General features: G+C 63.2%; 9 protein-coding genes. 5 read left to right on the top strand and 4 right to left on the bottom strand.

What is annotated here, in order from left to right; translation table 11 throughout:
* The first annotated feature begins 162 nt into the window (after positions 1–162).
* Positions 163–489 (top strand): DUF7344 domain-containing protein, encoded by a 327-nt coding sequence (locus ATJ93_RS18920; RefSeq protein WP_120246220.1) that lies wholly within the window; start codon positions 163–165, stop codon positions 487–489.
* 22 nt (positions 490–511) lie between these two features.
* On the opposite strand, the gene ATJ93_RS18915 is transcribed toward ATJ93_RS18920, so the two are convergent.
* A complete protein-coding gene (locus ATJ93_RS18915) occupies positions 512–1,645 on the bottom strand; it encodes an aminotransferase class V-fold PLP-dependent enzyme (protein WP_120246219.1) in 1,134 nt (377 codons plus the stop codon).
* A 406-nt stretch (positions 1,646–2,051) separates the two neighbouring features.
* The gene (locus tag ATJ93_RS18910) at positions 2,052–3,782 is read right to left on the bottom strand and encodes an MFS transporter (protein ID WP_120246218.1); all 1,731 of its coding nucleotides are present in this window, start codon (positions 3,780–3,782) and stop codon (positions 2,052–2,054) included.
* Positions 3,783–4,359: 577 nt separating this feature from the next.
* Between ATJ93_RS18910 and ATJ93_RS18905 the strand changes: the two genes are divergently transcribed.
* Entirely contained in the window at positions 4,360–5,496 is a 1,137-nt protein-coding gene (locus ATJ93_RS18905; RefSeq protein WP_120246217.1) for a DUF1214 domain-containing protein, read from the top strand.
* Positions 5,497–5,769: 273 nt separating this feature from the next.
* On the opposite strand, the gene ATJ93_RS18900 is transcribed toward ATJ93_RS18905, so the two are convergent.
* Positions 5,770–6,567: a DUF4397 domain-containing protein gene (locus ATJ93_RS18900; RefSeq protein WP_120246216.1), complete on the bottom strand. Its 798-nt coding sequence runs from the start codon at positions 6,565–6,567 to the stop codon at positions 5,770–5,772.
* Positions 6,568–7,236: 669 nt separating this feature from the next.
* On the opposite strand from ATJ93_RS18900, the gene ATJ93_RS18895 reads away from it, so the two are divergent.
* The 3 genes from ATJ93_RS18895 to ATJ93_RS18885 all read left to right on the top strand — a co-directional run bounded on the left by ATJ93_RS18895 (position 7,237) and on the right by ATJ93_RS18885 (position 11,821).
* Positions 7,237–8,676 (top strand): cryptochrome/photolyase family protein, encoded by a 1,440-nt coding sequence (locus ATJ93_RS18895; RefSeq protein WP_120246504.1) that lies wholly within the window; start codon positions 7,237–7,239, stop codon positions 8,674–8,676.
* 379 nt (positions 8,677–9,055) lie between these two features.
* Positions 9,056–10,186, top strand: coding sequence for a DUF1214 domain-containing protein (locus ATJ93_RS18890; protein ID WP_245977695.1), 1,131 nt, complete (start codon positions 9,056–9,058; stop codon positions 10,184–10,186).
* 405 nt (positions 10,187–10,591) lie between these two features.
* Positions 10,592–11,821: a cation:proton antiporter gene (locus ATJ93_RS18885; RefSeq protein ID WP_120246214.1), complete on the top strand. Its 1,230-nt coding sequence runs from the start codon at positions 10,592–10,594 to the stop codon at positions 11,819–11,821.
* A gap of 264 nt (positions 11,822–12,085) precedes the next feature.
* Here ATJ93_RS18885 and ATJ93_RS18880 read toward each other — a convergent pair whose 3' ends face one another.
* Entirely contained in the window at positions 12,086–12,304 is a 219-nt protein-coding gene (locus ATJ93_RS18880) for a YgaP family membrane protein (RefSeq protein ID WP_120246213.1), read from the bottom strand.
* Positions 12,305–12,323 lie beyond the last annotated feature (19 nt).

Raw genomic sequence — 12,323 nt, 5'->3', positions numbered from 1 at the left:
CCGGCGGAGGTCAGTCCGTGGCCCGCCGGTTCACTGCCAATTCAAGGCCGATAGGGCGGCTCCGTACTGCAGCACGGGCGACCACCTCACCGTGTCGACCCGAAGTGGTTTTACTGTGTCCTTACGGACGACCGAATTCTGAGTAACGGATACGGCTTCCAGATGAGTTCCCCTACACGCGAATCCGCCGGCGCGAACGAACCGACCGAGAGCGATTGGTGTCGGCTGCTCGGGAGCGACCGACGCAGAATGACGATCGACATCCTCTCGGGACAGGAGCCGCCCATCGAACTGACCGAACTCGCGTCCGGAATCGCCGCCCGCGAACGCGGCGCGGACGCGGTCGACGACGAGACCGTCGCCCGCGTGGCGTGTTCGCTTCACCACGTTCACCTCCCGATGATCGATTCGTTCGGCGTGATCGAGTACTCGCCGGAAACGACCCGTATCGGGTCGTGTCCGACCCGACTCGACGTTCGAATCGAGTGAGTCCCGCTCGGCCGCTTTCGTTCTACCACTCGCGCTCCAGCCCCTCGAGCAGTCGATCGACGTCCCCGGCGGTATTGACCGCGTGGACGGACGCGCGAACGGCGTTCGGTCGCGGGAGCGCACGAACGACGATCCCGTCGGCGGTGAGGCGTTCGACCGTCGCCGCCGGGTCGTCGACATCGATCGTTACCAGTCCGGATTCCGGCTCCGACGGACTCAGGAGTCGCCCGTCGGGAACGCCGTCCGCCAGCCGCCCGGCCAGTCGGCGGACGCGGTCCTCGATCCGGTCGATCCCGACGTCGCCGATCGCGTCGATCGCTTCCCGGAGCGCGACGTGCGGCGCCGGGTTCGCCGACCCGACTTCGAATCGGCGCGCGCCGGCGGCGTACTCGAACGGGTCCGCCGTCGGCGTCTCGACGCTCCGGTAGCCGACCGTCCGCGGCTCGAGGCCGGCGGCGGCGTCGCGGTCGACGTAGAGGAAGCCGCTGCCCCACAGCCCGAGGAGCCATTTGTGGCCGGCAGCGGCGACCGCATCGGCGCCCCACGCTCGAACGTCCATCGGTAGCTGTCCGGGCACCTGCACGGCGTCGACGAGCGCGAACGCGTCGTGCTCGTGGGCGATCTCGACCAGCTCCGCCACCGGGAGTTGCGTCCCGTGGGTCCACGTCACCGCGCTGAAACAGGCGAGCCTGGCGTCCGCGACGGCCTCGGCGAACCGCTCGAGGTCGATCCGGCCGCCCGTCGTCTCGACGACGCGAACCTCGACGCCCTCCCGCTGGAGGCGCTGCCACGGGAGCGTGCCGGCCGGATGCTCGAGATCCGTCCGGACGACGACGTCGCCGGGTTGCCAGTCGATCGCGGTGGCGACGGCGTTGATCCCGGCGGTCGTGCTCTCGGTGAGCGCGATCTCGTCCGGCTCGGCGCCGACGAACGACGCGACCGCCGCTCGAGTGCGGTCGAAGGCGCGAAACGCCGTCTCGTATGGATCGTCCGCCACCGGCGACTCGTACTCGTGTGTGCGGACGAACTCGTCGGCGGCGTCGACGACGTACTTGGGACTCGGCCCGTGTGCGCCGAAGTTGAGATAGGTTCCCTCCTGTAGCGCGGGGATATCCGCCCTGAGTTCGGTCGGGGTCATCGGCGTACTCGGTTGCATACGTTACGCTACGGCCCTAGAACACAATAGTCTTGGGAATACTATGAAATACTGGTGCGCCCGGAGCGAGCGAACGATTCGGTCGGTGGTGAAACGCAGTGAGTGGAGTGGGAAGGAGAGTCGGATAGCGGTCTGTCTGTAACGTGGGCGTTCGGTCGTCTGCGTCGACCCGATCGCTGCTGCGGGACACTCGGAGGGACAGCCGCTGTGAGTACGGCGCCGCGCCACACCACGACGGAGTCGGACTCGGAACCGCTACGGGTGACGCGGCGTACCGCCGGTCCCGGAGCGGGCGTCGCCTACGCGTTCGCGACGGGCATCGACGGTGCCGCTGCTCGCCGGCCCCGACGAAAGACGCCGGAAGGTGACGAGACGGTTCCGGTAACCGCGGAAAGCGACTTTTCGTTCAGTCCTCCGCGGCCGGTTCGGACGTTTCGCGCGTCGAACTTCGGGGTGAGTCGGGGCGGTCGGGTCGTTCGTCGGCCTCCGGGATCTGGCGCGGCAAGAATGTCGATGCGACGAGCAAGAGCAGCACGAACAGTACGAGGAGCAGCAGCGTCGCCCGTTGCGCGTCGAACATCGCAGCCTCGAAGATCCCCTCGAGCAACCGTCGCTGCGACGGGGTGAGTCCGTTCAGGAACTGTTGCTGCGTAGCTTCGGTCGCCGTCTCGGCTGCGTCCTCGAGAGCGAGCACTAGCTCGTTTCGTTGCTCCGTCGAAGCGGTCACGTGTTCCGCTCGCAGTACACCGTCGACGACGCTCCCGTAGAACCGTCCGAGAAAGAACGAGCCGACGACCGCCGTCCCCAGGGAAAATCCGATCGAACTGCTCACGTTCAGCACGCCGGACGCCTCGGGGGAGTCCGCGGTCGGGACGGCCGACATCGTCATATTGCCGATCTGAGCCACGATGAGTCCGACACCGGCTCCGTAAATCGCAACCGGAACGAGCATCGTGCCGATCGTCTGCCCGGGGCCCGTCTGCTCGTACAGTACCACCAGTCCGGAGCCCATACACACGATGCCGAGTTGGACGAGCGTCTTCGGCGAGATGTACTTCCGCCAACTGGTCGTCACCGTCGCAAAGAGGATCGACGCGATCGAATATGGTAACAACGCGAGCCCGGTTTCGAAGGCGGAGTATCCGAGTACCGCCTGGAGATAGACCGGGAAGATGAACATGAAGCCGGCCGAGACTATCGAGCGAATGTTGTACGTAATGATACCGGCTAAGAAGGGACGGTTCGCCAGTACGTGCAACGGAACGAGCGGCGACGTCCCGGCGCGTTCCATTCGACGTTCGTACTGAACGAACGCGGCGAACGCGAGCAGTCCGATCCCGAGAAACCAGATCGCCGGCGACGTCCCGAACGGATTGAACTGCAGCTCGCCGACGACGAACGGCCGCCGTTCGACTACCCACCCGTACTTCCCGGTAAGAAGGAATCCGGTGACGAGCGACGTTGCACCGACGACGGACAGCACTGTCCCGCCTTTGTCCAGCGAACTGCGCGTTTCAGACAGCGGCTTCGGAGTCACGTATCGGACGAAGAAGAGAATAACACCCACACCGACGATTTGGAGCGAAAACCCCCACCGCCAACTCGCGTAGGTAGTTAGGGCGCCACCGATAATCGGTCCGAGCGTCGATCCGACTCCGTGCACGCCGGCCAACAGTCCGAACGCCTTCGCCCGATCGTCGTCTTCGTAGCTGACCGTCAACACAGTGAACGTCAGGGGAAATAACACGGCAGCCGCGGCACCCTCGATGAGCGACCAGCCGAGATAGAGGATCGTCGTGTTCCAGCTAATCGACGCCACCAGCGTCCCGCCGGCGTAGACGATCAGGGCGACCGCCATTACACGCCTCGTACTGTGCCGAGACGGCAGCGTACCGGCTGGCAGAATCAGCGCCGCGATCACCAGCGAGTAGAGCGAAACGGCCCCCTGGATCACGGTGACCGTAGTATCGAACTCCGCCACCATCGTGGGGATCGCCACGTTCATCAGCGACGCATTGACGACCAGAACGAACGTCGTCAGACTCGCGGCGATCGCCGGCGCCCAGTACTGTACCCTCGTCTGTACTACCTCGGATATAGACGTATCCCCGTTCGAAGGAGGCTCGTCCGGGGTCATGAAGTAGCCTCACGCGTTTGCCCGTCAAATAACCGGGACGTGACCGACTGCGGCGGCTCGTCGGAGACCGATGAGACGAGCTGTGCGCTCGCACCCCCACGAACCCGATCGAAGGACGTGCGGAAACCGCCTCTCGAGCACCGTAGCATCTCGAGTCAGCCGACGAGATGTTGACGGTGATCGCGACGAAGACGAGGATCACGAGTTCGCTCACTGTACTCATGCAACCGTCGGTCGACACGCGTTCCACCGACATTATACCCCGATCCCGCGAAGGAGGGTGCGAGTCGCTACGGAACGCATGCGCGCCTACCGCCGTTGCTTCTATCAAACACCGGTAGTGTTGACAGAGCCGTGCTGAATAGGAGGCGCGAATGGGGCACGAACTACGGCCCGTGATCGCCCACTATACGTACAGATAGACAATCGAGAACTCAGAGATGTTTATCCATCTACCACTATCATCGTGCCGTGAAATTGTTCTCGAATCTCGTCACTGTATTATATGGGATGCAGGAGTGTGAACGTCTGAGTCGGTCCTAATCGCTGCTGTGGGCCACTCAGAGTGGCATGAGCCATGAGCAACGAAACACACCACACGACGCCAGAACCGGACTCCAAACCGCTTCAAGCAACCCGGCGAACCGCACTTCGCGGGGCGGGCCTCGCCGGACTGCTCGCGCTGGGTGGTGGCAGTGCCACTGCCCAGACGGATCCCCCGAGGCCTAACGCCTTAGAGGACCAGAACGAGCCGTTAGAAAGTGACGAGACAGTCCCAGTAACGTGGGAGAACTACCCGCGCGCCAACTGTCATGTCGTGTTCCAGTCAATCGTCGACGCTGGCGGGTTCGGACAGTTCTACCATCGCAGAAATGTCTCTCCCATCGAAGAGCAGGTTGCTATCGGGGAGGACCGGGACGTGCTCGCCTCGTTCGGTGTCTTCGATCTGACCGAGCCGGTCACCATCACGCTCCCAAACAGCGGTGACCGATACCGGTCGATGAACGTCCAGAACGAGGACCAGTACGTGAAGATGTTCGCCACCGACCCCGGCGAGTACACGATAACCCAAGAGCTCGTCGGCACCCGGTATGCTGGCGTCGTGATTCGTGCGTTCGTCGACCCGACCGATCCAGACGATCTGGAACAAGCCCGGCAACTCCAAGACGAGACCGACGCGGAGCAATCGTCGGCTGGCACGTTCGAGATACCCAACTGGGATCTGCGATCACACGAACAACTCACCGACGCGCTCGTAACGGTTGGACTCACATTTGACGACTACTCGGGCGCGTATGGCGACGTCGATGAGGTCGACCCAGTGAAGCATTTCATCGCCAGTACGGCAGGGTGGACCGGCGTTCCGAACCCATCAGAAGCGTTCGTTCTTCAACGGACTCCCGCCCAGAATGACGGCACGACGCCACACACACTTACCGTCGAGGACGTCCCCGTCGACGGGTTCTGGTCGATCAGCGTCTACAACAGCGACTTCTACTTCGAGGAGAACGAGTACGATGCCTATACTGTGAGTAACGCGACCGCAGAGCCAAACGACGACGGCAGTATCACGATTCACTTCGGTGGTGACCCAGACAAGCCGAACTTCCTCTATACACCAGCGGGATGGAACTACACGGTTCGGCTCTACCAGCCGCGCGAGCCCATCCTCGACGGGAGCTATCAGTTCCCCGAGGCCGAGCCGCTCGAGTGAGGCAAACGCGCTGATATCGGTCTTGACGCTTTAGACGACTGAATCGCCGCGATATCGAACATCGACTCGTCCGCCCCTTCTACCGACGGTCATATGCTGAACGTATGCTCTGTATCGGTCACGCCGATCCGACCAATTACTGGATAGATCGAGCGAGACGTGCTGAACGCAGAGCGCGAATATGTCACGCCTTCATACGTTCGGCTGTACCTGCGTGAAAACACTCACTACTCCATGCCAGCGAGAATTTTCCACCGCAGACAGGCGGCAGTATCACGTAGCCTTTCTCTCTTTTTCGTCCTTCTCGTGGTCTTTCTCGTCCGGGAGGGCATCCTCCGTGAGAAGGATCCCGAACGGCTCATCGGCGGGTGCCCCCTCCGTCTCGAGGTAGCCAATCGCGAACGCGGAGTAGACGGTTCCTCCGGCGAGTGAAACGTCGATTTCGAAGACGCTGGTCTCTCGATCACCCGTTGGATAGATGACGAGTGGATACTCGCCCTCCGGGACCTCGGTGTAGCCGGATTCACCGAACGCGACGTTCTCGAACAGCGCGTCCTCGTTTTCACCGGCAACGACGTCCACCGCAGGCGCATCGGGTGAGGCGTGGACGACGCGAACGCGAGCGGTACCCGGATCGACCGGGCTGTTGTCGTCGTCGAGGAACAGCGCCTCGAGGGGCTGGTTTTCGGCGGCCACTTCGCCGAGCACTGCGAGGAGTCCGTCGAGGGTGGGGTCCACGCCGGCCTCGACGGTCTCCTCGAGCACTGCTTCGGCCGGATCGTCACCGGCGGGAACGATCTGAATCCTGTACGTGCCAGGTGCGAGGTCGCGGTAGTCGGTGACCGTCCCGTATGGGATGCCCTCGCGGACCCGCTCTCCGTCGACGTAGACGTCGACGCTGGGTGCGTCAGGTGAGAGGTGTGCAACTCGAGTCCGGAAGCCAGTATCGGTTGGCTGGTCGTTCGTTTCGTGGTCGCTCGAGGCGGCCGTAGTACCTCCGACGCCGCTGACCACCACGAGGCCGCCACCGATCTGTATAGTTCGTCGTCGGCTCACGCCATTTCCAGTCATGCGATTGTCATCAACGGCGATGTCGGTAATAGTGCAACCACTTGCAGGCGTAGGTCGATGCCGTTCCGAGGCTCGATATCGAACGCGTTGGGCCTTCCGAGCCAACCACCCGCTATGGGAGAATTCGGACGTTCACGACCTGCCGTCGCCGTCAAGACGGAACGTGGCCTCGTCCTGACCGGCGTCGGCCCCGAGAGGACCCCGACGCCCTCGAGGTCAATCTCTCGGAGCTGGGCTACGGCCCCAAGGACATCTGGCTGGTGACCCTAATTCACCACGACGGGACCATGTCGGCGGGACCGAATCGATCCGTGCACGCGCCGATCTAAACGTCATCACCAACCCGGAAGAGACTGCGTTTCCCACGGGTGAACGTGAGCCGAGAACGGCGATCCACTCTCGTCTTCTAACACTGTCACTATGTCATGAAATCCTTCTCGAGCCTCGTCACTGTATTATATGGGATGCAGGAGTGCGAACGTGTGAGTCGGCCCCAACCGCTGCTATAGGCCACTCGGAGCGCCACGAGCCATGAGCAAGGAGACAAAACACGAGACACCAGTATCGGACTCCCAACCGCTGCGGGCAACCCGCCGAACCGCACTTCGCGGGGCGGGCCTCGCCGGACTGCTCGCGATGGGCAGTGCCAGCGCCCGCCAAAACTCCGGTCTGCAACTCCACTGGCACCGCCGGGACCTTCGTGTGACCGACAACCCGGCGCTGGCGGGCGACGATCGTCTACTCCCGGTGTTCGTCCACGATCCCGCGATATTCACCTACGGCGCGCCGCCCGTGGTGGCGTTCCTGCTCGATGCGCTCGACTCGTTGCGCGAGCAGTACCGCGAGCGTGGCGGCGAACTGCTCCTCGCTCGCGGCGACCCACGGGCGGTGCTTCCCGACCTCGCCGCGGCCTGCGACGCCGATACGGTCACTTGGAACCGCGACTACTCCGGATTGGCGGGTGAACGCGACCGTGCGGTCGCGGCGGCGCTCGCCGACGCCGGCGTCAGCGTCGACGTCGAGCGGTCCGGCGGCACGCTCCTTCACGAACCAGAGCAGGTTACGACGAACGACGGGAGCCACCACTCCGACTTCTCGGACTTCTGGCGGGAGTGGCGCAACCGGGAGAAGGCCGGCCCCGTCGCCGCGCCAGTTCGCGGTGACGTCGTCGATCCTCGCGACAGCCTCGACGAGGAGTGGCTCGGCGAGGCCTCCGAGACCGCCGGCGCGCTCCCGTCACTCGCCGACCTGGGCTTCGACGATCCCGAAGCCGACGTGCAGCCAGCGGGCACCGACGTCGCCTACGACCTACTCGACGACTTCCGCGAGGACACGATTTACCGCTACGGGGACGACCGCGAGTACCCCGCCCGGGAGTCGACCTCGCGCCTCTCGCCGCACCTGAAGTTCGGGACAATCGGCGTCCGGACGGTCTGGCAAGCCACCGAGGACGCGGCAGCCGCCGCCAGCAACGGGGACGCCCGGGAGTCGGTCGAGGCGTTCCGGCGACGGCTCGCCTGGCGGGAGTTCTACGCGCACGTCCTCGACGCGCGTCCCGACGTCGTTACCGAGAACTACCGCGAGTACCCGGACGAAATCCGGTGGCGCGACGATCCCGAGGGACTTCGGGCGTGGAAGGACGGCGAGACGGGATATCCGCTCGTCGACGCCGGGATGCGGCAGTTGCGCGCCGAGGCGTGGGTTCACAATCGCGTCCGGATGGTGGCCGCCTCGTTCCTCACGAAGGATCTGCTGATAGACTGGCGCGAGGGGTACGACTGGTATCGCCGAAAGCTCGTGGACCACGACACCGCCCACGCCGCCGGCGGCTGGCAGTGGGCCGCCTCGACGGGAGCGAACGCCCAGCCGGATTTCCGCGTCCTCGACCCCACAACACAGGCCGAGGAGTACGACCCAGACGGCGAGTACGTCAGGGAACACGTCCCCGAACTCCGGGATGCACCGACCGACGCTATCCACGAGTGGCCCACGCTGGACGACGAGACACGCGCCGCTATTGCGCCCGACTACCCCGCTCCCATCGTCGAGCTCGGCGAGTACCGCGATCGCGCAATCGGGGCGTTCGAGGCCGCGCGCGGCGACGGCTGACGGGGCACGCGAGAAGCGGCGCCGTCAGGAGCACAAGGACACGGCGGGGCTGGGTTCCGTGGGCGGGGATACTGAAGCGACGAAACTCCAACGCCAGGCCGAACACAACGGAACGGCCTTGTTGAAGCCCTCAATCGATGGCAGATCGTAGCGACCGTGCTGACTACAGCGCGCAAATGCAGCACGAGTTGATCTGTATGATCGCTCACTACAGGTACAGAGAGCTGATCAAGAATTCAGATATGGTCAGCTATCTATTACGGTCATCATGTCATGAAACCCTTCTCGAGTATCGTCACTGTATTATATGGGATACTGGAGTACGAGCGCGTGAGTCGGTAACAACTGCTGCTGTGGGCCACTCAGAGAGGCATGAGCCATGAGCAACGAGACAAATCACACGACGCCAGAATCGAGTTCCGAACTGCTGCGGGCAACACGCCGAAACGCACTTCGCGGGGCGGGCCTTGCCGGAATGCTCGCGCTGGGTGGTGGCAGTGCCACTGCCAGCCGAAACTCCTCGGAGGCGAACACCCAGGAGGCTGAAACCGAGACGTCAGCAGCTGACGAGTCAGTTCCGGTCACATGGGAGAACTTCCCACGGTCACAGATACATCTAATGATGGAGAACATCGTCGAACAAGGCGGGTTCGGCGAATTTTATCATTTCCCGACGATAGTCGGCCCCGAGGTGCGGATCGCGGCCTTGCCCAATCGCGACACGATCTATTCGATCGGCGTCTTCGACTTGACCGAGCCGGTCACCATTACCAAGCCGGACACCGGTGATCGTCACCAGTCGATGGTTGTCATGGATGAGGACGCGTACGTGAAAGAGGCGTACCAGGATTCCGGCGAGTACACGTTGACCCAGGACGGGGTCGGGACGCGGTACGTGTGGGTCATCGTCCGCACGTTCGTCGACCCGAACGATCCGGACGACGTAGCAACTGTCAATGAATTACAGGACGAACTCGCAGTGAGACAGAACTCAGCCGGCGCGTTCGAGATTCCCAACTGGGATCGTCAAGCACACGACGAACTCTTCGACGCGCTCGTCACCGTCATGAAAACGATGGAGGACTTCAGCGGCGCGATTGGCGACGTCGGGGAGGTCAACCCCGTGAAGTACTTGCTCGGTAGTGTGACACCGGGCGGCGTTCCGGAGCCAGAAACGATCTATTTGCAACGGATTCCCGACCAGAACGACGGTGACACGCCACACACGTTCACCGTCCAGGACGTCCCCGTCGACGGATTCTGGTCGGTCACCGTCTACAACAGCGACGGGTTTCTCGAGGAGAACGAGTACGACGCGTACTCGTTCAACAACGTGACTGCAGAGCCGAACGATGACGGGAGTGTCACGATCCATTTCGGCGGTGACCCCGATGAACCGAACTTCCTCTACACGCCAGCGGAGTGGTTCTACGTGGTCCGGCTCTACGGTCCGCGCGAGGAGATTCTCGATGGGAGCTATCAGTTCCCCGACGCCGAGCCGCTCGAGTGATACGGTCTCAAGTCACCACCTTAGACCCTCTGGCGACTGAATCGTGCGATATCGACCGTTGGCTCGACACCCGTTTGTACCCGTGATCGCGCTGAACGCACCCTCTCTACGCAGTGCGGCGGTTCTCTCCGTTCCAAATGGGTCGACAGCTCCGATCCGGGCTACCTACCCATTCGATCCGGAGAACGCCCGTGACGGACCGTAGTGGTTCCGAACGGTTCTCGAACCGACACTGGGCAATACTCGATAGCGGTCGGTTGTCGCTGAGTCTGCGGATATTTGTGACTGGATGTGGGAGCACGTCGCATGTCGGTCGTACGGGTCGAGAACTACCCGTGGAGCCGTCGCTCGTTGAGTGCGCGGTGCACGGATAGCCATACGTCCTCTCTTGGAGGTCGATAACCGGTGTCCATTCACGTCAGCCTCGACGCCGTCGCCCTCATTGCGGCCATCGTCGGCCTCGGTGTGACGGCGCAGTTTCTCGCCGCGAAGTACCGGGTGCCGAGCGTGTTGTTTCTACTTCTCATGGGCGTCGCCATCGGTCCCGAGGGCCTCGGGCTGATACCGCCCGACGTCGCCGGCGATACGCTCTCGACCATCGTCGGCGTGAGCGTCGCCATCATCATCTTCGAAGGCACGTTTCGCCTCGAGTACGGGGCCATCTGGAAGACGTCGAAGGCGGTCAGCCGGATGATCACGGTCGGAGCGGTCATCGCGTTCGTCGGGACGGCGCTGACCGTGCGCCTGTTACTGGGTGCGAGTTGGGATATCGCGTTTCTCATCGGCGCGCTGCTGGTCGCCACCGGACCGACGGTCGTCGCGCCGATTCTCGCGGTGGTTCCCGTTCGCCAGGAGGTCGCGACGACGCTCGAAGTCGAAGGGATCGTCAACGACGTCACGGCCGCGGTGCTGGCTGTCGTCCTCTTCAAGGCCATGACAGCCCGACAGCTCGCACCGGGCGAGTACGTGTGGCTCTTCGTCCAGCGTCTCGCGATAGGGGTGATCATCGGATCGGTGGTCGCCGGGGTCGTTTGGTACCTCCTTACGCAGGTCGAACACCCGTCGGAGACCGCGCCGCGGACGGCTCGACTGCTCGCGCTGGCCGGTGCCGTCATCGCGTTTGCTGCCGCTGACTCGGTGTTCTCGGAGGCCGGGATCGTAGCCGCCGCCACTGCGGGATTTACCCTCGGAACCCTCGAACTACCCCATCAGGAGGGGATCCTGCAGTTCATGCAGGATGTGACGTTGCTCGTGCTCTCGTTCGTCTTCATCACGCTGGCGGCGCTGCTCGAGTTCGCGGAACTCCTCGCGCTGGGAATCGCCGGGCTCGCCGTCGTCGCGGTCCTGATGGCCGTGATCCGTCCGCTGGCCGTTTTCGTCTCGACGGTCGGGGTCGGCTTCACGACGAGCGAACGGTTGTTCATGAGCTTTGTCGGTCCGCGCGGGATTATTCCGGCGTCGGTCGCGACGCTGTTCGCCGTCCGACTGCAGACGGAGGCACCTCCATCGGATCCGTCGGGGGCGCATTTACTGCTCGGTACGGTCTTTCTCGTCATTCTCGTCACGGTCGTCGTCGAAGCGGGCTTCGCGAGACGGATCGCCGGTGTGCTTGGGGTTACCGACTCGAAGCGATAAGTGCCGAGTCCGATCTGCGATCTGTGAGTGCCGCGTAGAGAATTGCAGCGTGGCGTGATTCGCGTACAACGTCAGCGGCGATCGAAGCGTCTGGATCGAACGAACGGACACACAATTCTCATCGGATCGCAACGATTCGAGGACTTCGTCACGGCGATCGACGAGACTTCCGACCGCTAGCTGTAGATCGATGCGATATCGTGGACGCTGCCCCTTTTCGGGCGACTAACTCGCTGAATAATGAAATCGTGTAGTCAACGACTGCTACGCGGTCTCGCACGTATCGACGCCCAGAAGTCGGTACGCGAGACAGGTTCGCGTCAGCGCCGTCCCGAGGAGGACGGCCCCGATCAACAGCGCGACGGCACCCGCCGCCGTTCCGAACTCGAGTGCGCCGATGAGAATCGCGATGCCGAGGACGGCCAGGACCGCACCGCCGACCGCGCGAACGTTTCGATCCGTCGAACCAATATTGTGTTCCATGCCCACAAGTACGCACACA

It is taken from the genome of Halopiger aswanensis (assembly GCF_003610195.1).
Taxonomy (GTDB): Archaea; Halobacteriota; Halobacteria; order Halobacteriales; family Natrialbaceae; genus Halopiger; species Halopiger aswanensis.
This window is presented reverse-complemented; position numbering and strand designations above follow the sequence as displayed.